Here is a 20981-nt window from a genome sequence, read left to right as displayed (position 1 = left end):
CTTCGGGAGGTCGCTTCGGGAGTCGCTTCGGGATGTCAGCTGCTGGGCGGGTTGACGGCGGCCTGGACGGCGACGAACGCGGCGACGGCGAGCACGAGGTACGCGAAGGACCTGCGTAGGCGGTCGGCGGGCAGGTTGGCACCGAACCGTCCGGCCAGCAGCGAGCCGATGATCGCGGTGGCGGTGAACGCGGCGGTGATGCCGTGGTCGAGCGTGGCGTCACCGGCATGGGCGGCGAAACCGGCCGCGGAGTTGAGGACGAGGACAGCCAGGGAGGTGCCGACCGCCAGGGGCATGGGCAGGCCGAGGAACAGGACGAGCGCGGGGATGACGAGGAAGCCGCCGCCGACGCCGAACAGGCCGGTGAGGAACCCGACGGCGATGCCGGTCGCGATGGCCTTGGGCAGGCAGCCGCGCCAGTTGACGCCGCCGTCGGGCCTGGCGCAGTCGCCACGGGCCTCGGTGTCCCCGTGCAGCAGGCGGGCCGCGGCGGCGACCATGACGGCCGCCAGCCCGATCAGGACGACGCGGGGGTCGAGCAGCCGGTTGAGAGCCGCACCGCCGAAGGCCGCCAGCGCGCCGGCGGTGCCGACGACCGCGGCGATGCGCCAGCGGACCTGGCCGGCGCGCAGCCGGGGCAGCAGCCCGGTGGCGGACGAGATCCCGACCACCACCAGCGAGGTCGGCACGGCGGCCTGCACCGAGAGCCCGGCTCCGTAGACGAGCGCGGGGACGGCCAGGATGCCGCCGCCACCGCCGAGCAGGCCGAGCAGGATTCCGATCGCCGCACCGAGGCCCAGCGCGGCGATCACGGCCGCGGGCCGGCCAGGGTCGCGATGACACCGTCGATGTCGAGGCGGGCGCCGCGGTTGTAGGGGAGCTTCGCCAGCAGCATCGCCATCGTGCAGGTGTTCGTCAGGGCCGCCACGGTCAGGCCGGTGCCGATCCCCGCCGCGACCCACTTCGCGCGTGGGATCACCGTGCTGGCCGCGACCGAGCCGAGCACGAGGGAGCCGGCGACGAGGCGGACCTGCCGTTCGAGCTCCCAGCGGGGCCGGCCGGCGCGCACGGGGGCGTCCAGGGCCTGCCAGGCGCCCAGGCCACCGGTGAGGACCAGCGGGCTCGCCACGCCCGCCGCGGCGAGGTCCGCGGCGGCCGCGGCGGCACGCTGCCCGGAGCCGCAGACGAGCACGACGTGGTCGTCGAGGTGGGTGCGCAGGTCGCTGAGGTGGGTGCGCAGCAGGTCGAGCGGAACGTTGTGCGAGCCCGGGATGTGGGCCGTCTCGAACTCGCCCGGGGTGCGCACGTCGACCAGCCGCGGCGGCTGCGCCGTGGCCATCAGCTGCGTCAGGGTGGCCGCGTCGATCGTGGCGGGCCTCCCGCCGGCGGTGGGGGCGTTGCGGGTCATCGGATCTCCGTTTCGTCGTTGACGATGGTCAGGCCGGCCTCGGCGGCGGCGGGAAAGTCGTCGTCGAGATGCACCACCTGGCGGCCGGCGCGTTGCAGCAGGCTGGCGGCGACCGCGGCGCGGTACCCGGATCCGCAGTGCACCCAGACGGTGCCGGCGGGGATCTCGTCGAGCCGGGCCGGCAGGTCGGGCAGGGGGATGTGCACGGCGCCGTCGAGGCGGCCGGCGCGCCACTCGTTGCCCAGGCGCACGTCGAGCACGACATCCGGCGGCGGCGACGGTGACGGCGACGGTGACGGCGGCAGCGGCGGCAGAGGGAGAGACGGCGGCGGCAGCGGCAGCCCGGGCGGGACGGTTCCGCGGCGGGCGGCGGCGAGGTCGGCGAACGTGGCGGTGGCGAGCCGGGCGAGGTGCTGCTCCTCGCCGGCGGCCCAGCGGTCGGGATCGCCGGTCGCGGCGGCGGCGGGCCGGTCGATGCCGATGCGGGCGAGTTCGCGCTGGGCGTCGGCGACCTGCCGCTCGCTTTCGCCGAGCAGGGTGATCGGCGTGCCCCAGGGGACCAGCCAGCCCAGCCAGGTGGACATCGGTCCGTCCAGGCCGAAGCTCAGCGTGCCGGCGAGGTGCCGGTGCGCGAACGCCCTGCGCGAGCGCAGGTCGACCACCCACTCGCCGGCGGTGATCCGCTCGCGCAGCTCGGCCGGGTCGGCCGGGCGGGCCGGGGTGAGATCGACCGGCGCGGCGCCGTCGGCGTTACGGGCACCCATGTGCGCGTAGTAGGCCGGGTAGACGTCGAGCCCGGCGAGGACCTCGGTGACGAACGCGTCGCTCTCCAGCCGCAGCGCGGGGTTGACCTGCCGTTCTCGGCCGATCGTGGAGGCACGGGCGTCGGACTGGGTGGCGGAGCAGAAGCTGCCGAACCCGTGGGTCGGCCAGATCCGCGTGCCGTCGGGCAGCAGGTCGGCGAGACGGCGCGCCGAGGCGTGCTGCTGCGCGGCGAGGGTGTGGGCGTGGCGCTGGCCGAGCAGGTCGGTGCGGCCGGTGGTGCCGAACAGCAGCGACCCGCCGGTGAACACCCCCACGGACCCGTCGGTGCCGTCGAGGACGTACGACAGGTGGTGGAACGTGTGCCCGGGAGTGGCGACCACCCGCAGCCGCATCGCGCCCGACACCGCGATCTCGTCGCCGTCGGCGACAGGGAGGCGGTCGAAGCCCACCACGTCGCTGGCCGCGACCAGGTACCGGGCACCGGTGATCCGGGCCAGGGCGAGCCCGCCGGAGACGTAGTCGTTGTGCAGGTGCGTCTCGGCGACGTGGGTGACCCGGACCCCGAGCCGCCCGGCCAGGGCGAGGACCCGGTCGATGTCACGCTGCGGATCGACGACGACCGCGACCTGCCCGTCGTGCGCCAGGTAGCTGCGATCACCCAGCGACGAGGTCTCCACGACCTGGACGTCGATCCGGAGCTCCGCTCCCACGGTCATCGGCTTTTCCCTTCGGCTCGTCTGGTCGTCTGCTTGTCTGCTCGCTGGTCGTGCCTGCTCGTGCTCGCTGGTCGTGCCTGGTCGCTGATGTCGAGGTGGTGCCGGGTGCGGCCGGGTCAGCGGCTCGCCGGGGCCCCGCGGAGTGCGGGCCGGCACCTGACCGGTGCCCGGCGGCGGCGCGACGGCACCCACCGATGCCCGGCGGGACGGATCCACCACGCCGGGCCGTCGCCGCCGCACCCCGGACGGGCGCCCCCATACCCGGGGGGGTATCTGCGGAACCTGGTACCGCCCGGGCAGTACCACACCGCGCGGGTGGTGGGACCGTCTCGCGGTTCCACCACCCGCACGGCTCCGGGAGCGCCCCGGTACGTGCGTCAGGACAGGGCCATGAACAGCCTCTCCAGTTGATCCTCGGTCAGCGGTGGCTGCTCGCCGCGTTCGCGTGCGGCCTGACACTGGCGCATGCCGGTGGAAATGATTTTGAAGCCCGCCTTGTCCAGCGCCCGTGACACCGCCGCGAGCTGCGTCAGCACCCGCTCGCAGTCGTCACCGTTCTCGATCATGCCGATGACGGCGCCGAGCTGACCGTGGGCGCGACGCAACCGTGTCAGCGCGTCCGACAGGATCGCGGCGTTCATCTCCACCAGGCCCCACCTCCACGGCGAGGGTACCCCCCGGGGTACCTGGGCCGCCTCGCTACGGAACGGTGGGAAAGGCAACAGGTGCTGGTGCCGGTGCCGGCGTGAGCATCGCCGCGAGGGTGGCCATGGTGCCGGGCACGGGACGGTAGTAGGCCCAGACGCCGCGCTTCTCGCGGGTGATCAGACCGGCGTCGACGAGGACCTTGAGGTGATGGCTGACCGTGGGCTGGGTCAGGCCGAGCGGCTCGGTGAGCTCGCAGACGCAGGCCTCACCGCCGTCACGTGCGTAGATCATGGACAGCAGCCGCAGCCGGGTGGGCACGGCGATCGCCTTGAGAACGGTGGCGAGCCGCTCGGCGTCCTCGACGGACAGCGGCTCACGGGCCAGTGGCCCGCAGCAGGCCGAGAGCGCTCCCGTTGGTGCTCCCGTGAGCTCGGGGGCCTCGGCGCGAGGGGCGAGGGCGGGGCTCGCGGCCGGCGGGGGTGTCGTCGCCATGGATCCCAGCATGCCCCAGGACATTGACAGTCGTCTATTTGGTCGGTCATCCTCTGCTCATCCAGACATAGACGGCCATCGATGTGATCGTGGGGGTTCCTGATGGAGCGGGTGCAGCTGGCGCTGAACGTCTCGGACGTGGACGCGGCGGTGGAGTTCTACCGGAGGCTGTTCGGGGCCGAGCCGGCGAAACTGCGGCCGGGGTACGCGAACTTCGCGATCGACGCGCCGCCGTTGAAGCTGGTCCTGATCGAGAACCCGGCGGCGCGTGGCGCCGGGGTCGCCGGGGCGCTCAACCACCTGGGCATCGAGGTCGGCACGTCCGAGGAGGTGTCCGCGGCCACCGCGCGGCTCGCCGGAGCCGGGCTGGCGACGGCGGTGGAGGAGAACACGGCCTGCTGCTACGCCCTGCAGGACAAGGTGTGGGTCGACGACCCGGACGGCGCGCCGTGGGAGGTCTACACGGTGCTCGCCGACGTCGCCGAGACGACCCGTCCAGGTGCGACGCCGTCGGCCGCCGAACGTGCGGAGCGTGCCGGGGGGCCGGGCTCCGCCTGCGACTGCGGCCCGATCTGCGCGCCAGACGCCACCGCATCCACCGCAGTCGGCACAGTCACCGCATCCACCGCATCCACCGCATCCAACGCGGAGCCGGGACCGGCCTCGACCGGCTCCTGCTGCTGAACCCGCCGCCCGTGACGAACGCATTGGCGGGCCATCCGCCGCTGGTACGGCCGCCGCTGGCACGACGGCTGCTCGCCGAGGCGCTGGGCAGCCTGCTGCTGGCGGCACTGGTCGTCGGCTCCGGAATCGCCGCGCAGCAGCTGAGCCCCGGCCAGGTCGGCCTGCAACTGGTCGAGAACGCCGCGGCGACCGCCGCCGGCCTGTACGCGATCATCCTGATGGTCGGGCCGGTGTCCGGCGCCCACCTCAACCCGGTCGTCACGGCGGTCGACGCCGCGTTCGGTGGCCTGCCGTGGCGGGACGCCGCCGCCTACCTGCCCGCCCAGGCCGCCGGCTGCTGCGGCGGCGCGATCCTGGCGAACCTGATGTTCGACGGCCCGGCGGTGTCGATCTCGACGCACCACCGGGCGTCGGGAGCCCACCTGCTCGCCGAGGTCGTCGCCACCGCCGGACTGATCCTGCTGATCTTCTCGCTGACCCGGACCGCCCGCGCGGAACGGGCACCGGCGGCGGTCGGCGCCTACATCGGCGCCGCCTACTGGTTCACCAGCTCCACCAGCTTCGCGAATCCCGCGATCAGCCTCGGACGGATGCTCTCCGACACGTTCGCCGGTATCGCCCCCGCATCCGTCCCGCCCTTCGCCGCCGCCCAGGTCGTTGGTGGCCTGGTCGGCTACTGCCTGGTCCGCGTGCTTTACCCGCTCGCGTCTGCCGGGCGGTGAGCAGGCATTTTTCCCGCCCGTGAAAGGACTGAGCCATCCGTGCCCGAGAAACCGTCGATCCTGTTCGTCTGCGTGCACAACGCCGGCCGTTCCCAGATGGCCGCCGGCTTCCTCACCCACCTCGCCGGCGACCAGGTCGAAGTCCGTTCCGCCGGCTCAGTTCCGGCGACTGAGGTCAACCCGGTAGCCGTGGCGGCGATGGCCGAGATCGGCATCGACATCGCCGCCGCGACACCGAAGATCCTCACCGCCGACGCGGTCGCGACCTCGACCCTGGTCATCACCATGGGCTGCGGCGACACCTGCCCGGTCTTCCCCGGCATCCGATACGAGGACTGGAAGCTCGACGACCCCGCCGGCCTTGACCTCGACGCCGTCCGCCCGATCCGCGACGCGATCCGCGCCCACGTCGAAACGCTCCTGAACGAACTCCTGCCCCCCCGCTGAGGCGATGAGCGGCTACCCACGATGGCCTGAAATCCGCGCAGAACCGGTCGCCCGAGCTGGACGCGTGCTCCCCGAAGGCCCCCGGCCGGCCCACGGGGGCACGGCGGCCGATCACCGGCAACTATGCACGCGAACCTCCGAGGTGCCTCGTCCAGGCCGCAGGCAGCGGCGGGCGCGGGCGATCGGCTATTCGCCGCCGCGCCGTTTCGCCAGCTCGATCGTGACTCGCTGGCCCGGCCCTGTGGCGGTGCCGACCTCGCAGGCCAACGCGCTCAACACTGTCCAGGCGAACGTGTCCTTCGACGGCGGCTCACCGTCGAGGCTGTCGACTGAGACGGTCACTCTCAGGAGGCCTGCCGACAGCGTGAAAACGCACTCCAGGGCCGATTCGGGGACCGCGGAGACCAGCAGCTGGGCGCAGGCCTCGTCCACGGCGATCCGCAGATCCTCGATGTCGTCAAGGGTGAAGTCCGCCCGCGCGGCCAGGGATGCGGTCGCGGTGCGCAGGACGACCAGGAAAGCCCCGGCGGCGGGAATGGCGAGCTGCACGACGTCGCGCGGACCATCATGATGGTCGTCGTCGGGGCTGCCGTCGCCATCCCCTGGAGTCGTCGTATCCATTTTCACTCCCAGCGCCGGGCCGTTCCGGCTTCGAGATTCGTCGCCGGTGGCGAGTTCGAATTGTCCGCCGTCCGGCGGGCACGTTCCCGCCGGCGGGCCGTTGCATGCATCGTTCAGACCGATCCGGCCGACAACAGCCCAGCTGGATCAGACAGGCTCCGGAGAGGTACAGCCGCGCAGGCGATTGACGACGAGATCGGCATGACCAGGCCTGGTCTCCTCGGCGCTGTCGATGGACGTACAGACGAACCGCCACCGGGCTGGACCGGCACCGCGGAACCGGTCCTCACCGCGGTCCTCGACGACGGTGATGCCACGCCGGGTGTCACTGGTGAGCGAGTAGACAACTGGATCGCCTTCCGTGCTGAGCACGGTGCTTTGCAGGGTCGCTGCCCGCCCAGCGGCGACGGCCTCGATGAAGCACCGTCGGGCCTCCCCGGCGGCCAGACCGCTCGGCCCGATCCGCTCGCTCCCACAGTCGACGACGGCGGTCCCAACGGTGCCGCCACTGGTCGCCGAGGGCAGGACCTGCGGCTGAGTGGGCTCGCCCGAGTTTTCGCAGCCCGCCAGTGCAAGAGCTGCCACAAGAGAGGCAACAGCACCGACAACGGTCAGCCTGCGATCAATATCCCTTGACGTCATGGCTTTTGGACGCAGGCGCGGGCCTCGCGGTTCACCCTGCTGTTCGACGTGCCGTTCGGCGTGCAACGGCGGCTCGGGCACCGTTCACCGAACCTGACGGCGGAGGGCCTACACCCGGCCGTTCGGCTTGCGGTACGTCATAGGACGCCGAAAGCCGATTGACTGCACACCCGCACCAGCCATACTGAGTCCGTGGACCTGGTGATACGGCCGCTGGTCACCGCGGACGTGGAAGAGGTCGTCGCATTCTCGGTGGATGCATGGGGCCCGGTTTTCGCGTCGGTCGAACAGGTGCTTGGTCGTGCCGTCTTTCTTCGAGTATGGCCGGACTGGCCGGTGTCCCATGCGGAGTTCGTGCGCGGGGTCTGCGTGGGGGACAAGGCCAGGGTCTGGGTGGCGGACGTCGACGGACACGCCGTCGGCTTCGTGGCTGTCATCATCGATCGGGAGTCGAGCCGCGGCGAGATCGAGATAATCGGCGTGGATCCGCGCCATCAACGGAAAGGCGTCGCGGATGCCTTGATGACGCAAGCCATCGAGTACATCCGCAAATCTGGATGCGGCGTTGCCATCGTCGAGACCGGCGGTGATCCGGGTCATGCTCCCGCGCGAGCCACCTACGAAAGCGCCGGTTTCACGGCACTGCCCATGGTCCGGTACCACAGGAATCTCTGAGGTGGTCGTCACGCGACAGGCGCGGTCGCTGTTGCTGACTCAGGCGCAACGCGGTGATGGCCTGACGGCATGGAGTTCACCCGCGCTGTCCGGGGAGCGTAGCGTCCTGGCGTTGTCTCCCGGTCTTGCGCTGGCCGTGCCCTCTGCTCGTTCTCGGCTGCCACCGCGTACGCGGTGGCAGCCCGCGGTTCCCTGTGCGTGTCTCGGCCGATTCCGGGGTGCTGTCGGCCGGTGCGCGTTCCTCGAACATCTCGGGATCATCTACGCGGTGCGGGCTGCGACGCGCCCGGCGAGCACAGCCGTTCACCGCCACGCGCAGCCGGCCACACCCAGCCGGCCGCGCGGCGCAACCCGCACCACGGCTTGATCAATAAAGGGACTGATCCGGCAACCCGCGGCGTCGGCGTTCGACACCTGGCGCTCAGCGGTCCAGGCCGATCCAGGCGGCGAGGTTCCGGAGCCTCTCGGTGGAGCGTTTCTCCGCCAGGGCGCTGGATGCCACGGTTTCGCGGAACGGCTCGCGGGATGTCCGGGCTGATGCGGAGCGCGGCATTCCGGCTGACCGCCAGCCCTGGGCTCATAGTTCGACAGCGCGGCCGACTCCCAGACGTCGACGTCGGTGGGACGAACGACCGGACGAGGTGACGGCACCGGCCGGCGCGCCTGCTCCCGCGGCCCTCCGAGGCCGCGACATGCTCGACCTGGGCGAGGCGAAGATCTGCGAACCGCTGGCCACGCACGAACCCACCCAGGCACCGATCGCGCGGCGTTGGCGACGAGCCAAGCCCCGCAAGCCACCATAAAAACCCCGGCCACCCAAGAGCGCCGGCCGCCCGGGGGGCTTGGGTGGCGCCCCCCAACAAACTGACACGACGCCAAACCCCAGCCCCGCTGGGCACAAAGCATCCCAAGTCGTGTGCCCCCGGCAGGATTCGAACCTGCGCACCCGCCTCCGGAGGGCGGTGCTCTATCCCCTGAGCTACGGGGGCTCCAGGGCAACGAGGCATACCGTACCAGGTGGGATCGGCAGACTGTGCAACCCGGTGCCCGTAAGCTTCGCCCGTGTACTTCAGCGCCCCCCGCGTGCTCGTCGTGGACGACGACGCCGTGATCCGTCAGCTCGTGGTCGTCAACCTCGAACTGGAAGGTTTCGAGGTGCACACCGCTGTCGACGGTGCTGACTGTCTTGAGCGGGTCCATGAGATCGCGCCGCAGGTGATCACGCTGGACATCATGATGCCGCGGGTGAACGGCTGGGACGTCGCCGCGCGGCTGCGTGACGACCCGGCGACGGCCGGCATCAAAGTGATCATGCTTACCGCGCGTGCGCAGGAGGCCGACGTCAAACGCGGTGCGCGCCTCGGCGTGGACTACTACCTGACGAAGCCGTTCGACCCCGATCTGCTGATCGGGGTGGTCAGTCGCCTCGCGGCGGGCCAGCCGGTCTGAGGGCCCGGCTCCGGTAGCGGGGATCGGCGCACATGCCGGCGGCGCGGCGGGGGCTGGTGCCGGTGTGTCCTTCCGTGACCTTCCTGAAGACGCCACCGACTGCGTGCGGAAGGTCTCCAGTGGGCGCTGCCTGGGGCGATGCCGAACGGGGCGCGGCACCCTTCGCCGCCCGGTCCGTACGCGCGGCGACCGGAATGGGCAGGCGCGCCGATAGCATCGCGACATGACCCCCGCCGAGCTGGCCGACTCCATCGTCGCGGCCGTTCGTGATGCCGTCGCAGGCGGTGAGCTTGATGTGCCCGTGCCCACCACGGTCACGATCGAGCGCCCGCGGCAACCAGAGCACGGTGACTACGCGTCACCGGTCGCCATGCAGCTGGCGAAGGCGGCCCGCCGCCCGCCCCGGCAGGTGGCCGAGCTTCTCGCGGCGCGCCTGCGAACGCACCCGGGCGTGGCGGAGGTCGAGGTGGCCGGGCCCGGCTTCCTGAACATCCGGCTCGCCGGCGCCGCCCTCGGCGGGATCGCGCAGGCCGTCGTCCGTGGCGGTGCGGCCTACGGCCGTGCGACCACGCCTCGGGGCCTGCGGGTGAACCTGGAGTTCGTCAGTGCGAACCCCACCGGCCCGGTGACGCTGGCGTCCACACGCTGGGCGTCGGTCGGTGACGCGCTGGCCCGGGTGCTGGCGGCGGCCGGCTACGAGGTCGGCACCGAGTACTACGTGAACGACGCCGGGGTGCAGGTCGAGCGGTTCGGGGCGTCGATCCTGGCCGCGCTGCGCGGCGAGCCCGCGCCCGAGAACGGGTACCACGGCGCCTATGTCGCCGAGATCGCCGCGCGGGTCGTGGCGGCGAACCCCGGCCTGGAGCAGCTCGTCGCCGCCGGGTCCGGTGGCCAGGTGGCGGATGAAAAGGCACTCGCGGTCTGCGCTCGCGACGGCGTCGAGATGATGCTCGCGGAGATCCGTTCGACGCTGGCCGGCTTCGGGGTCGAGTTCGACCTGTGGAAGTCGGAGCGGAGCCTGCACGAGGCCGGCGAGCTGACCGCGGCCATCGAGGAGCTCCGGGCGAAGGGGCACGTCTTCGACGCGGACGGCGCGGTGTGGCTGCGCACCACCGACTTCGGCGACGACAAGGACCGCGCCCTGGTCAAGAGCGACGGGCACCCGACCTACTTCTGCGCCGACGCGGCCTACTACCGGGACAAGCGCCGCCGTGGGTTCGACCGGCTCTGCTACCTGCTGGGCGCTGACCACCACGGCTACATCGGGCGGCTGCGCGCGATCGCGGCGTGCTTCGGTGACGATCCCGAGCAGACCCTGGATGTGATCATCGGCCAGCTGGTGACCCTGTCGCGGGGCGGGGTGGCCGTGAAGATGTCCAAGCGTGCCGGCACGTTCCTGACACTGCACGACCTGGTGGATGCGGTCGGCGTCGATGCGGCGCGGTACTCGCTGGTCCGGGCGTCGATGGATTCGTCGCTCGACCTCGACCTCGACGTGATCGCGCGGCAGACCAACGACAACCCGGTCTTCTACGTCCAGTACGCACATGCCCGGATCAGCTCGCTGATCCGCAACGCGGCCGCGCTGGGTCTGGCGACCTCCGCCGATCCGGCGTTCGACCTCGAGGCGGTCGACGTGTCGCTGCTCACCCATCAGCGGGAGGTGGAGCTTCTCGGGGCGCTGGGTGAGCTGCCGCGGGTGATCGAGTCGGCGGCCGCCCTGCGGGCGCCGCACCGCATCGCCCGGTATCTGGAGGAGCTGGCCGGGACGTACCACCGCTTCTATGACTCCTGCCGCGTGCTGCCCCAGGGCGACGAGGAGGCGACAGCGCTGACGGCCGCCCGGCTGTTGCTGGTCGAGGCGACCCGGGTCGTCCTCGCGAACGGGCTGCATCTGCTCGGCGTCGGCGCGCCGGAACGGATGTGAGGCGAATGACGATCGACGGGGGGCGTCCGCGCCCGATGAGAATCGCGATGCTCGGCTGCGGCGTCGTCGGCACCGAGGTGGTGCGTCTGCTGCGCACGCATGCCGACGACCTGGCCGCCAGGGTCGGCGCTCCGCTGGAGATCGCCGGCATCGCTGTCCGTGACCCCGACCGGGTCCGCGGGATCGCGGTCGACCGGGCGTTGCTCACCACCGATCCCGGCGCGCTGGTCGCCCGGGATGACATCGACATCGTGATCGAGGTCGTCGGCGGCATCGAGCCCGCGCGCAGCTGGCTGCTCGCCGCGCTGCAGTCCGGGAAATCCGTGGTCAGTGCGAACAAGGCGCTGCTCGCGACGCACGGTTCGCTGCTGCACGACGCGGCGGCCGCCGCGGGTGTCGACCTGTACTACGAGGCCGCGGTGGCGGGCGCGATCCCGCTGCTGCGGCCACTGCGCGAAAGCCTCGCGGGGGACCGGATCCGCCGTGTCCTCGGCATCGTGAACGGCACGACGAACTACATCCTCACCCGGATGGACGAGACCGGGGCCTCCTTCGACGACGCGCTGGCCGAGGCCGGCGCGCTCGGGTATGCGGAGGCTGATCCGTCCGCGGACATCGACGGCTTCGACGCCGCCGCCAAGGCGGCGATCATCGCGCAGCTCGCGTTCCACACCCGGGTGACCATCGACGATGTCTACCGGGAGGGCATCCGCGGGGTGACCGCCGCCGACATCGCCAGCGCCCGTGAGCTCGGCTGCACGGTGAAGGCCCTCGTGATCGCCGAGCGCGCCGGCGACCGGCCGGGCATCAGCCTGCGGGTCCACCCGGCGATGATTCCCCGCTCGCATCCGCTCGCCGGTGTGCGCGAGGCGTTCAACGCGGTCTTCGTCGAGGCCGAGGCCGCCGGTCAGCTCATGTTCTACGGCCGCGGGGCGGGCGGCGCGCCGACCGCCTCGGCGGTCCTCGGTGACGTGGTCGCGGTCGCCCGCAACCGCATCGCGGGCCGACAGGGCCCGGGGGAGTCCGCGTACGCGGCGCTGCCGGTCCTGCCGATGGGGCCGACGGTCACCAGCTACCACCTGCAGCTCGACGTCACGGACAAGGCGGGTGTGCTGGCGTCGGTGGCCGGTGCGTTCGCCCGGCACGATGTCTCCATCAGAAGTGTTCGTCAGGACGGCCGTGGCGACGACGCCAGCCTCGTCCTGGTCACCCATCCGGCCGCGGACGCGGCGCTGTCCGCGACCGTCGAGGACCTACGTGTCCTCGACGGGGTACGGGCAGTGTCAGGCGTGGTACGGGTCGAGGGAGTTGAGTCATGACCACGATGTCGTCGATGCCGGTTTCGAGTGCGTCGAGCTCCGCTGAGGTCTCCGGGCAGCTGCCGCGGGCCTGGCGCGGGATCATCGAGGAGTATCGGGACCGGCTGCCGGTCACGCCGGAGACTCCGGTCATCACCCTGCGGGAAGGCGGCACGCCGCTCCTGCACGCGGATCACCTGTCGCAGCTGACCGGGTGTGATGTTCATCTCAAAGTCGAAGGGGCCAACCCGACGGGCTCCTTCAAGGACCGGGGCATGACGGTCGCGATCAGCCGTGCGGTGGGGGAGGGCTCCCAGGCCGTCATCTGCGCCTCCACGGGGAACACCTCGGCCTCGGCTGCGGCCTACGCAGCCCGGGCCGGGCTCACCTGCGCGGTGCTCGTGCCCAGTGGCAAGATCGCGCTCGGCAAGCTGGCTCAGGCGCTGGTCCACGGGGCGCGCCTGCTGCAGGTCAGCGGCTCGTTCGACGACTGCCTGCGCGTCGCCCGCGAGCTGGCCGACACGTTCCCCGTGACCCTGGTCAACTCGGTCAATCCACACCGCCTCGAAGGCCAGAAGACGGCGGCCTTCGAGATCGTGGAGGCGCTCGGCCAGGCGCCGGACGTGCACTGCCTCCCGGTCGGGAACGCCGGGAACATCACGGCCTACTGGCGTGGCTACGTGGAGGAGGACACCCGGGTCGGCAGCGGCCGCCCGCGCATGTTCGGCTTCCAGGCCGCCGGTGCGGCGCCCATCGTGCGCGGTGAGGTCGTGACCGCGCCGCAGACCATCGCCACCGCGATCCGCATCGGCAATCCTGCGTCCTGGGATTTCGCGACCGATGCCCGCGATGCCTCCGGTGGCCTCATCGATGCGGTCAACGACCGCCAGATCCTCGCCGCCTACCGGCTCCTCGCACGCCGTGAGGGCGTCTTCGTCGAGCCGTCCAGCGCCGCCAGCGTCGCCGGGCTGCTGGCCGCCCACGCCGACGGTCGGTTGGACGCCGGTCAGCGCGTGGTCTGCACGGTCACCGGCAACGGTCTCAAGGACCCCGACTGGGCCATCAGCGGAGCCGCGAAGCCCGAGACCATCCCGCCGACCGTCGCCGGGGCCGCGCAGGCCCTTGGCCTGCGCAACCTGTGACAGCCGTCGGTGGTCGGGCCGCCGCAGCCCACGAAGCCACGCACGCCACCGGCGTCGCGGTGAGCACGTCCGTGGAGGCGGCGGAGCAAGCTGGTGAGCCGGCGGCAGGCGGGGTCCGGCTGCGAGTACCGGCGTCCAGCGCGAACCTCGGGCCGGGCTTCGACGCCCTCGGGATCGCCCTCGGCCTGTACGACGAGGTGTCCGTCCACCCGACGCGATCTGGTCTCACCATTGACGTGGTCGGCCCGGACGTTGTGCCCGCCACCGAGGATCACCTTGTGGTCCGGGCTATCCGGGCCACCTTCGACGAGATCGGCTGGGCTCAGCCCGGCCTGGCGCTGCGCTGCGTGAACCGGATCCCGCACGGCCGCGGGCTGGGCTCGTCGGCCGCGGCGATCGTGGCGGGAGTAGCGGCGGCCGACACCCTTGCGGGCTCCCCGCTCGGCCCGGCCGGCCGGCTTCGGTTGGCGACCGCGATCGAAGGCCATCCGGACAACGTCGCGGCTGCGCTCCTCGGTGGTCTTACCGTGGCCTGGTTCGAGGCGGGCGTTCCGCAGACGCTGCGGGTCGAACCGGCGGGTGAGGTACGACCCGTCCTTTTCGTCCCATCCCGCCGGCAGTCGACCGAACAGGCGCGGGGTGTGCTGCCCGAGCAGGTGTCGCACGCCGACGCGGCGGTGAACCTCGGGCGGGCCACCCTGTTGGCTCTCGCGCTCAGCGGCGCGGAACCCGCCGTGGCCGTGGGTGCCGAGCGTTCCAGGCTCCTGCTCGCCGCGACCGAGGACCGCCTGCACCAGCCCTACCGGCTGCCCCTGCTCCCCGCGTCCGCGGATCTGGTGCGGCGGCTGCGCGCGGAGGGAATCCCGGCGGCGCTGTCCGGGTCGGGGCCCTCCGTCGTCGCGCTCGCCGTCGGCGGGGGTCAGGCCGCGGCCGCGATCGGCGTGGCCGCGCCCGGGTTCTCGGTGATCCCGCTGACTCTCGACGCCGAGGGCGTACAGGTGGAGACCGTCGACTCCCGGGAGTAGTCGGCTAACTCCTACTGGTGTACAAATGGCGGCACCCGACCGGTTTGGGTGCCAGGAAGGGGCTGCGGGTAGTCATCGAGAGTCCCTCGTGACGTCATCGAGAGATCCAGAGGTCTCTAGGTTGTTGCCGAGGTGTCTCCGTCTGGATAGTCTGATGACTGCACCCGCTGCCGCCGCGGCGCGTGCTCGCCCCCGCCAGCCTGATCTGGTCCTTCGTGGTGACCAAGCTGTGGTGGAGCCTCACCTCAGCGATCGGTCGCACACGGTGGCTGGTCCTGGTCAGGGATCCCGGTGCTTCAAGCCTCGTCGCCGTTGCCTCGGCTGGCGTACCGGCACCTGTCGGCGGGAAATCGGGTTCGCTCGCGGCTGTCGGCCGTCAGGGCCTTTGAGGGCGCGTTGCTCGCCGTTCAAATGGTGCTGCATCTCCACACATCCGGCATGCGCGCAGGCGAAGAAAGTTCACACGCTACGCCCGGCCTGAGAGGCCGGTTCCTTCCAGGAAGGAAAACCTTGAGCGACACCACCGACGTGCTGCCCGACAGCGCACGTGAGTCTGCGGCGCCTGCCTCGCCCGTCGACAGTCCCGCTGCGGCCGGCACGACGACCGTGGACTCGGCCGACCCGATCGACTCGAACGGCAACCACGCCGCTTCGGCCGGATCGGCCACGGCTCCCCGGCGCCGGAGGTCCGGCACCGGCCTGTCCGCGATGCTTCTGCCTGAGCTGCAGGCCATGGCCTCGCAGATGGGCATCCCCGGAGTCGGTCGACTCCGCAAGGGCCAGCTGATCGCAGCCATACAGAACGTTCAGAGTGGAGACGCGGCGACCCGACCGGTGCCCAGATCCTCAGCGGCGCCGACGGCGGCCGCCGATTCCGTAGCCTCCGCCACCGCCGACCAGGCCGTGTCGGAAAAGCCCGCCTCCGCGGGCGCCACCGTCACCGCAGCGCCGCCGGCCGAGGAGAAGGCCGCCACCGCGCCGACGCAGGGCGGCGCGCCCAGCGCGGCGGCGCCGACCGGCACCGAGGCGCCGTCCGCGCCCCCGGCCCGGGCACGTGGCCGGCGTGGTGCCTCCCGCGGGGTGACGAGTCCTGCTGGTGAGCAGCAGACGTTGCCGTCCGCGCCGCCGGCCGCCGGCGAGCCGGCCGAGGAGGCTGTCCGCCCCCAGGCCGCCGCCGAGGCCCCGGCCGCGACCGCGCCGGTGGCCGCCGCGCCGCGTGCCGCGGCCGGCGGCTCCGAGGCCCCCACCCGCAGCCGTGACGACCGCCGGGAGCGCTCCGGCGACCGTGACCGGGCGGACCGTTCCGCTGACCGGGATCGGTCCGGCGATCGGGACCGGTCTGGCGACCGCGACCGGTCTGGCGACCGGGACCGTTCGGGCGACCGGGCGGAGCGCTCCGGCAACGACCGTCAGGGCCGTTCGCAGCCCGCGGGCGACCGGGACCGCGCGGGAGACCGTGACCGGACCGGCGACCGCGACCGGACCGGCGACCGTGACCGCGGCGGGGACCGCGACCGCGGCGGCGACCGTGACCGTGGCGGCGCGGACCGGACGCGCTCCGGTGACCGGGCCCCCGCCGGGGACCGCTCCTCCGTGCCGGGCGACGGCGCGGGCCAGGGCGACGACGAGTTCGGCAGCCGGCGCCGCGGCCGATTCCGCGAGCGTGGCCGCAACCGTGGCCGCGGTGGCCAGGGCGGCCCGGCCGACACCGAGCCGACGGTGCGCGAGGACGACGTCCTCGTGCCGGTCGCGGGCATCCTCGATGTGCTCGACAACTACGCGTTCATCCGGACAAGCGGGTACCTGACCGGCCCGACGGACGTGTACGTCAGCCTCGCCCAGGTCCGGCGCAACGGCCTGCGCCGCGGCGACGCCATCACCGGCGTCGTGCGCGCGCCGCAGGAGGGCGAGCAGCGCCGGGACAAGTACAACGCGCTGGTCCGGCTCGACACGATCAACGGCATGGAGCCGGACGAGGCGCGCGGCCGGCCGGAGTTCCACAAGCTCACCCCGCTGTACCCGCAGGAGCGGCTGCGGCTGGAGACCGAGCCGCACATGCTGACCACCCGGGTCATCGATCTGGTGATGCCGATCGGCAAGGGCCAGCGGGCACTGATCGTCAGCCCGCCGAAGGCCGGCAAGACGATGGTCCTGCAGGCGATCGCGAACGCGATCACCACGAACAACCCCGAATGCCACCTCATGGTCGTGCTCGTCGACGAGCGTCCCGAGGAGGTCACCGACATGCAGCGGTCGGTGAAGGGCGAGGTCATCGCCTCGACCTTCGACCGCCCGCCGGCCGACCACACCAACGTGGCCGAGCTGTCCATCGAGCGGGCCAAGCGGCTCGTCGAGCTGGGGCATGACGTCGTCGTCCTGCTGGACTCGATCACCCGGCTCGGCCGTGCCTACAACCTGGCGGCGCCGGCGTCCGGGCGGATCCTGTCCGGTGGTGTCGACTCGACGGCGCTCTACCCGCCGAAGCGGTTCCTCGGCGCGGCGCGCAACATCGAGAACGGCGGCTCGCTGACGATCATCGCGACCGCGCTGGTCGAGACCGGGTCGACGATGGACACGGTCATCTTCGAGGAGTTCAAGGGCACCGGCAACGCCGAGCTCAAGCTCGACCGCAAGATCGCCGACAAGCGGACCTTCCCGGCGGTGGACGTCGACGCCTCCGGAACCCGCAAGGAGGAGATCCTGCTGGCGCCCGAGGAGCTTGTGATCATGCACAAGCTGCGGCGCGTCCTGCACACCCGGGAGCCGCAGCAGGCGCTCGACCTGCTGCTCGACCGGCTCAAGCAGAGCAGGACGAACTACGAGTTCCTGATGCAGATCGCGAAGACCGCGCCGCCGCAGGACTGAGCCTGTTCCGTCGCCGGAAGGGCTCACCGACCGGCGCGGACCGGCGCGACGACGCCTCCGACGGGCCCCGGGGAACATCGAGGCTCGCCGGAGGCGTTGTCGAGTGCTGCTGGCCGGGTCCGGTCGGACGGGTCTGGCAGACTGGGAACACCAGCGACACACCAGCGTTACCCCGAACAGCAGCGTTACTGGAACAGCGGCTCCGGTTCACGCCCTCCGCGCCCGCGGCGGCGACCCGGCGGCCACATCGGAAGAGGGACCATGAAGGCTGACATTCACCCGACGTACCACGAGACGGTCGTGACCTGCACCTGCGGGAGCACGTTCACCACGCGCTCGACCAAGGACAACGCCGCGATCAGCGCCGAGGTCTGCTCGCAGTGCCACCCGTTCTACACGGGCAAGCAGAAGATCATGGACGTCGGTGGTCGTGTGGAGAAGTTCGAGCGTCGCTTCGGTCGGCGCCGGCCAGGCGACAAGGCCGGCGGCGCGAAGTAGGCCGTCCACGGCGCCCGTTCCGGACCCCCGGGCGGGCGCCGTTCGCGTCCTGGCGGCTGCCCGGCCCCGATGCTGCACGGCCCGATGACTGAAGGAACAGCGATGACCTCCCCGCTCGCGAGCATGATCGCCGAGCATGCCGACATCGAGAAGCGGCTGGCGGATCCTGCCATTCACAACGATCCGTCGGTGGCGCGGGAGCTCACCCGTCGGTACGCCGAGCTTGCCACCCCGGTCGATCTCGCCCTGCGGCTGGAGAGCGTCGAGGGTGACCTGGAAGCGGCCCGTGAGCTCGCCGAGCAGGACGCGTCGTTCCGTGACGAGATCACGGCGCTGGAGGACAGTCGGGCCGAGCTCGCCAGCCGTCTGCGTGCCTGGCTCGTGCCGACCGACCCCGACGACAGCCGGGACGCCATTCTCGAGGTCAAGGCCGGCGCCGGCGGCGAGGAGTCGGCGCTGTTCGCCGGCGACCTGCTGCGGATGTACCTGCGGTACGCCGAGCGGCGCGGGTGGCGAACCGAGATCCTGGACGCGAACCCGAGCGATCTCGGCGGCTACCGGGATGTGAGCGTCGCGGTGAAGGCCCGCGGCTCCGCCGGACCCGGCCAGGGTGTCTTCGGGCGGCTGCGCTTCGAGGGCGGGGTGCACCGGGTGCAGCGGGTGCCGGTGACGGAGTCGGCGGGGCGGATCCACACCTCCGCGGCCGGCGTCCTGGTCCTCCCCGAGGCGGCCGACGTCGACGTCGACGTCGACCCGAACGACCTGCGTATCGACGTCTTCCGCTCCTCCGGCCCGGGCGGTCAGAGCGTGAACACCACCGACTCGGCCGTGCGCATCACCCACCTGCCGACCGGGGTGGTCGTCTCCTGCCAGAACGAGAAGAGCCAGCTCCAGAACAAGGAGTCGGCGATGCGTATCCTGCGGTCGCGGCTGCTCGCCGCCGCCCGGGAGAAGGCCGAGTCGGAGGCCGCTGCCGCCCGGGCGAGCCAGGTGCGCACCGTGGACCGCTCCGAGAAGATCCGCACGTACAACTTCCCGGAGAACCGGATCAGCGACCACCGGATCAACTACAAGGCGCACAACCTCGAGCAGGTGCTCGACGGAGACCTCGACGCCGTGGTCGACGCCCTGATCGAGGCGGACCAGGCAGCCCGGATGGTGGCGGCCCCGTGACCCTGCCGCGGATCGCGGCGGCGGGCACCGGCGTCTCGGCGGCGGCCGGGGACGATTCCGTTCTTCTGCGGGACGAGCTGATCTCTGCCGCGGCACGTCTGGAGGCCGCCGGGGTGGGTAGTCCCCGCGGCGACGCGGAGCAGCTCGCCGCACACGTGCTGGACGTCTCCCGCGGCCGGCTGGCCCTGGTCGACCTGATCGACGCCGCCGCGGCGGCCGAGCTTCGGGCGCTGGTCGAACGGCGGGCGGGCCGAGTTCCCCTGCAGCACCTGACCGGTGTCGCGGGCTTCCGCCGGCTGGACATAGCCGTCGGCCCGGGGGTTTTCATCCCACGCCCGGAGACGGAGTGGGTCGTCGAGGGCGCGCTGGCGGCGCTGCGCTCGCTGGGGGTCGCCCGCCCGGTCTGTGTTGATCTGTGCGCTGGATCGGGTGTGATCGCCCTGGCACTGGCCGACGAGTTCCCGGCCGCCCAGGTCCACGCGGTGGAGATCGAGCCGTCCGCGCTCGACTGGCTGCGCCGTAACGTCGAGCGCACCGGGCTGCCGGTGCATGTGCACCAGGCTGATGTCGGCATCTCCGCGTACACCGACACCGGCACTGGCACTGGCATCGGCACGGGGCGCCCGCCAGCGCCGCCGGTGCGGGCTGCGCTCGCCGACCTGGCTGGGCGGGTCGACCTGGTGGTCAGCAACCCTCCCTATCTTCCCGACCGCGACCGCGCACTGGTCGAGCCCGAGGTGGGCCGCCATGACCCGCCGGCCGCGCTGTGGGGCGGACCGGACGGGCTGGACGGCCCCCGGGCTGTCGTGGCCGCCGCCGCTGTCCTGCTGCGCCCGGGCGGCGTGCTGGTCATGGAGCACGCCGACGAGCACGGCCAGGCTGTTCCCGCCCTGCTGGCCGAGAGTGGGCCGTCCGAGAGCGGGCCGTCCGAGAGTGGGCCGTCCGCGCACGGGCCTGCTGCGAGCGGGCCGTCCGGCGGCGCGGGATGGGCCGGCCTGTGGTCTCATATCGTTGATCATCCTGATCTCGCCGGGCGGGACAGGTTCGTCACGGCCCGCTGGAACCCGCCGGAGCGGGGCCGGCGGCGCGGCGCCGGAGAGGACGCATGATGCAGGTGTTCAACTGCGCGGAGCAGGATCGACGCGCCGCCGGACTCGACGCCGCCACGGCCGCCGTCCGCAGCGGCAGGCTCGTGGTGCTGCCCACGGACACGCTGTACGGCATCGGTGCGGACGCCTTCGACCCGGTTGCGGTGGGGTGCCTGCTCGGGGCGAAGGGCCGGGGCCGTGACATGCCCGTCCCGGTGCTGGTCGGCTCCTGGCGGACCCTCGACGGCTTGGTCGAGCAGGTCACCGATCAGGTTCGTGACCTCGTGCGGGCCTTCTGGCCGGGCGGGCTGACGCTGGTCGTCAACCATGCGCCGTCGCTGAGCTGGGATCTCGGCGACGCCCGGGGCACCGTCGCGGTCCGGATGCCGTTGCACCCGGTGGCGATCGAGCTGCTGACCAGGACCGGCCCGATGGCCGTGTCCAGCGCGAACATCAGCGGGCGTCCGCCCGCGACGACGGCCCATGACGCGCTCGCGCAGCTCGGCGGTGCGGTCGACGTCTACCTCGACGGGGGCCGGACGCCGGTCGGCAAGGCCTCGACGATCCTGGACTGCACCGGGACCGTCCCGGTGGTCGTCCGGGAGGGCGCGGTGGACCTCGAGGCGCTGCGCTCGGTGGTGCCGCACATCGCGGAGCCCGTGCGCCGCTGATCTTCGCGCGTCGCTGACCGCCCGG

21 protein-coding genes and 1 tRNA gene are annotated in these 20981 nt (G+C 72.2%); 14 read left to right on the top strand and 8 right to left on the bottom strand.

What is annotated here, in order from left to right; translation table 11 throughout:
* Positions 1-35: 35 nt before the first annotated feature.
* The 5 genes from ACG83_RS06340 to ACG83_RS06320 form a co-directional block, all read right to left on the bottom strand.
* Positions 36-812 (bottom strand): sulfite exporter TauE/SafE family protein, encoded by a 777-nt coding sequence (locus ACG83_RS06340; RefSeq protein WP_054565098.1) that lies wholly within the window; start codon positions 810-812, stop codon positions 36-38.
* The gene (locus ACG83_RS06335; RefSeq protein ID WP_054565097.1) at positions 809-1408 is read right to left on the bottom strand and encodes a rhodanese-like domain-containing protein; all 600 of its coding nucleotides are present in this window, start codon (positions 1406-1408) and stop codon (positions 809-811) included. Before ACG83_RS06335 ends, ACG83_RS06340 begins: the two co-directional genes overlap by 4 nt.
* Positions 1405-2889, bottom strand: coding sequence for a rhodanese-like domain-containing protein (locus ACG83_RS06330; RefSeq protein WP_054565096.1), 1485 nt, complete (start codon positions 2887-2889; stop codon positions 1405-1407). The genes ACG83_RS06335 and ACG83_RS06330 overlap by 4 nt, the downstream gene beginning before the upstream one ends.
* Positions 2890-3266: 377 nt before the next feature.
* Positions 3267-3530, bottom strand: coding sequence for a metal-sensitive transcriptional regulator (locus ACG83_RS06325; RefSeq protein ID WP_226932836.1), 264 nt, complete (start codon positions 3528-3530; stop codon positions 3267-3269).
* Between the two features lie 58 nt (positions 3531-3588).
* Entirely contained in the window at positions 3589-4029 is a 441-nt protein-coding gene (locus tag ACG83_RS06320; RefSeq protein WP_054565470.1) for a helix-turn-helix transcriptional regulator, read from the bottom strand.
* A gap of 102 nt (positions 4030-4131) precedes the next feature.
* Here ACG83_RS06320 and ACG83_RS06315 point away from each other — a divergent pair, with 102 nt between their 5' ends.
* From ACG83_RS06315 to ACG83_RS43950, 3 genes are read left to right on the top strand one after another with little or no spacing between them, the layout of a single operon-like run.
* Entirely contained in the window at positions 4132-4713 is a 582-nt protein-coding gene (locus ACG83_RS06315; protein WP_054565094.1) for an ArsI/CadI family heavy metal resistance metalloenzyme, read from the top strand.
* Positions 4714-4724: 11 nt separating this feature from the next.
* Entirely contained in the window at positions 4725-5435 is a 711-nt protein-coding gene (locus ACG83_RS43955) for an aquaporin (RefSeq protein ID WP_161934722.1), read from the top strand.
* A 39-nt stretch (positions 5436-5474) separates the two neighbouring features.
* Complete coding sequence (locus ACG83_RS43950; RefSeq protein ID WP_152991261.1) at positions 5475-5882, top strand: arsenate reductase ArsC; 408 nt, start codon at positions 5475-5477, stop codon at positions 5880-5882.
* 186 nt (positions 5883-6068) lie between these two features.
* On the opposite strand, the gene ACG83_RS06300 is transcribed toward ACG83_RS43950, so the two are convergent.
* Both ACG83_RS06300 and ACG83_RS06295 read right to left on the bottom strand, forming a co-directional pair.
* Positions 6069-6503 carry a hypothetical protein gene (locus ACG83_RS06300; protein ID WP_054565092.1) on the bottom strand — a complete coding sequence of 145 codons (435 nt, stop codon included), beginning with the start codon at positions 6501-6503 and terminating at the stop codon, positions 6069-6071.
* A 147-nt stretch (positions 6504-6650) separates the two neighbouring features.
* Positions 6651-7088, bottom strand: coding sequence for a DUF4362 domain-containing protein (locus ACG83_RS06295; protein ID WP_054565091.1), 438 nt, complete (start codon positions 7086-7088; stop codon positions 6651-6653).
* 249 nt (positions 7089-7337) lie between these two features.
* Here ACG83_RS06295 and ACG83_RS06290 point away from each other — a divergent pair, with 249 nt between their 5' ends.
* The gene (locus ACG83_RS06290; protein ID WP_054565090.1) at positions 7338-7820 is read left to right on the top strand and encodes a GNAT family N-acetyltransferase; all 483 of its coding nucleotides are present in this window, start codon (positions 7338-7340) and stop codon (positions 7818-7820) included.
* A gap of 917 nt (positions 7821-8737) precedes the next feature.
* On the opposite strand, the gene ACG83_RS06285 is transcribed toward ACG83_RS06290, so the two are convergent.
* Positions 8738-8809, bottom strand: a tRNA-Arg gene (locus tag ACG83_RS06285).
* A 73-nt stretch (positions 8810-8882) separates the two neighbouring features.
* Here ACG83_RS06285 and ACG83_RS06280 point away from each other — a divergent pair.
* From ACG83_RS06280 to ACG83_RS06230, 10 genes are all read left to right on the top strand, one after another.
* Positions 8883-9269 carry a response regulator transcription factor gene (locus ACG83_RS06280; RefSeq protein WP_006539829.1) on the top strand — a complete coding sequence of 129 codons (387 nt, stop codon included), beginning with the start codon at positions 8883-8885 and terminating at the stop codon, positions 9267-9269.
* A 223-nt stretch (positions 9270-9492) separates the two neighbouring features.
* A complete protein-coding gene (argS, locus tag ACG83_RS06275; RefSeq protein WP_054565089.1) occupies positions 9493-11196 on the top strand; it encodes an arginine--tRNA ligase in 1704 nt (567 codons plus the stop codon).
* A gap of 5 nt (positions 11197-11201) precedes the next feature.
* The gene (locus tag ACG83_RS06270) at positions 11202-12515 is read left to right on the top strand and encodes a homoserine dehydrogenase (protein ID WP_347280159.1); all 1314 of its coding nucleotides are present in this window, start codon (positions 11202-11204) and stop codon (positions 12513-12515) included.
* Positions 12512-13636, top strand: a complete 1125-nt coding sequence (gene thrC / locus ACG83_RS06265) for a threonine synthase (protein ID WP_054565088.1) — start codon at positions 12512-12514, stop codon at positions 13634-13636. The genes ACG83_RS06270 and thrC overlap by 4 nt, the downstream gene beginning before the upstream one ends.
* 59 nt (positions 13637-13695) lie before the next feature.
* Positions 13696-14661 carry a homoserine kinase gene (thrB, locus tag ACG83_RS06260; RefSeq protein ID WP_200931273.1) on the top strand — a complete coding sequence of 322 codons (966 nt, stop codon included), beginning with the start codon at positions 13696-13698 and terminating at the stop codon, positions 14659-14661.
* Between the two features lie 510 nt (positions 14662-15171).
* A complete protein-coding gene (gene rho, locus ACG83_RS06250) occupies positions 15172-17526 on the top strand; it encodes a transcription termination factor Rho (protein WP_054565087.1) in 2355 nt (784 codons plus the stop codon).
* 261 nt (positions 17527-17787) lie between these two features.
* Entirely contained in the window at positions 17788-18024 is a 237-nt protein-coding gene (rpmE, locus tag ACG83_RS06245) for a 50S ribosomal protein L31 (RefSeq protein WP_006544700.1), read from the top strand.
* 102 nt (positions 18025-18126) lie between these two features.
* Entirely contained in the window at positions 18127-19197 is a 1071-nt protein-coding gene (prfA, locus tag ACG83_RS06240) for a peptide chain release factor 1 (protein ID WP_054565086.1), read from the top strand.
* The gene (prmC, locus tag ACG83_RS06235) at positions 19194-20306 is read left to right on the top strand and encodes a peptide chain release factor N(5)-glutamine methyltransferase (protein WP_054565085.1); all 1113 of its coding nucleotides are present in this window, start codon (positions 19194-19196) and stop codon (positions 20304-20306) included. The genes prfA and prmC overlap by 4 nt, the downstream gene beginning before the upstream one ends.
* Complete coding sequence (locus ACG83_RS06230; protein ID WP_198955703.1) at positions 20303-20956, top strand: L-threonylcarbamoyladenylate synthase; 654 nt, start codon at positions 20303-20305, stop codon at positions 20954-20956. The genes prmC and ACG83_RS06230 overlap by 4 nt, the downstream gene beginning before the upstream one ends.
* Positions 20957-20981 lie beyond the last annotated feature (25 nt).

It is taken from the genome of Frankia sp. R43, from assembly GCF_001306465.1.
Lineage (GTDB): Bacteria > Actinomycetota > Actinomycetes > Frankiales > Frankiaceae > Parafrankia > Parafrankia irregularis.
This window is presented reverse-complemented; position numbering and strand designations above follow the sequence as displayed.

What these genes read in the sequence shown, in the direction of transcription:
- ACG83_RS06320 (WP_054565470.1), bottom strand. Translation starts at nt 4,029, where the DNA reads ATGGCGACGACACCCCCGCCGGCCGCGAGCCCCGCCCTCGCCCCTCGC.
- prfA (WP_054565086.1), top strand. Translation starts at nt 18,127, where the DNA reads ATGACCTCCCCGCTCGCGAGCATGATCGCCGAGCATGCCGACATCGAG.
- ACG83_RS06300 (WP_054565092.1), bottom strand. Translation starts at nt 6,503, where the DNA reads ATGGATACGACGACTCCAGGGGATGGCGACGGCAGCCCCGACGACGAC.
- argS (WP_054565089.1), top strand. Translation starts at nt 9,493, where the DNA reads ATGACCCCCGCCGAGCTGGCCGACTCCATCGTCGCGGCCGTTCGTGAT.
- ACG83_RS06335 (WP_054565097.1), bottom strand. Translation starts at nt 1,408, where the DNA reads ATGACCCGCAACGCCCCCACCGCCGGCGGGAGGCCCGCCACGATCGAC.
- thrC (WP_054565088.1), top strand. Translation starts at nt 12,512, where the DNA reads ATGACCACGATGTCGTCGATGCCGGTTTCGAGTGCGTCGAGCTCCGCT.
- ACG83_RS06315 (WP_054565094.1), top strand. Translation starts at nt 4,132, where the DNA reads ATGGAGCGGGTGCAGCTGGCGCTGAACGTCTCGGACGTGGACGCGGCG.
- ACG83_RS06270 (WP_347280159.1), top strand. Translation starts at nt 11,202, where the DNA reads ATGACGATCGACGGGGGGCGTCCGCGCCCGATGAGAATCGCGATGCTC.
- rpmE (WP_006544700.1), top strand. Translation starts at nt 17,788, where the DNA reads ATGAAGGCTGACATTCACCCGACGTACCACGAGACGGTCGTGACCTGC.
- ACG83_RS06230 (WP_198955703.1), top strand. Translation starts at nt 20,303, where the DNA reads ATGATGCAGGTGTTCAACTGCGCGGAGCAGGATCGACGCGCCGCCGGA.
- ACG83_RS06330 (WP_054565096.1), bottom strand. Translation starts at nt 2,889, where the DNA reads ATGACCGTGGGAGCGGAGCTCCGGATCGACGTCCAGGTCGTGGAGACC.
- ACG83_RS06325 (WP_226932836.1), bottom strand. Translation starts at nt 3,530, where the DNA reads ATGAACGCCGCGATCCTGTCGGACGCGCTGACACGGTTGCGTCGCGCC.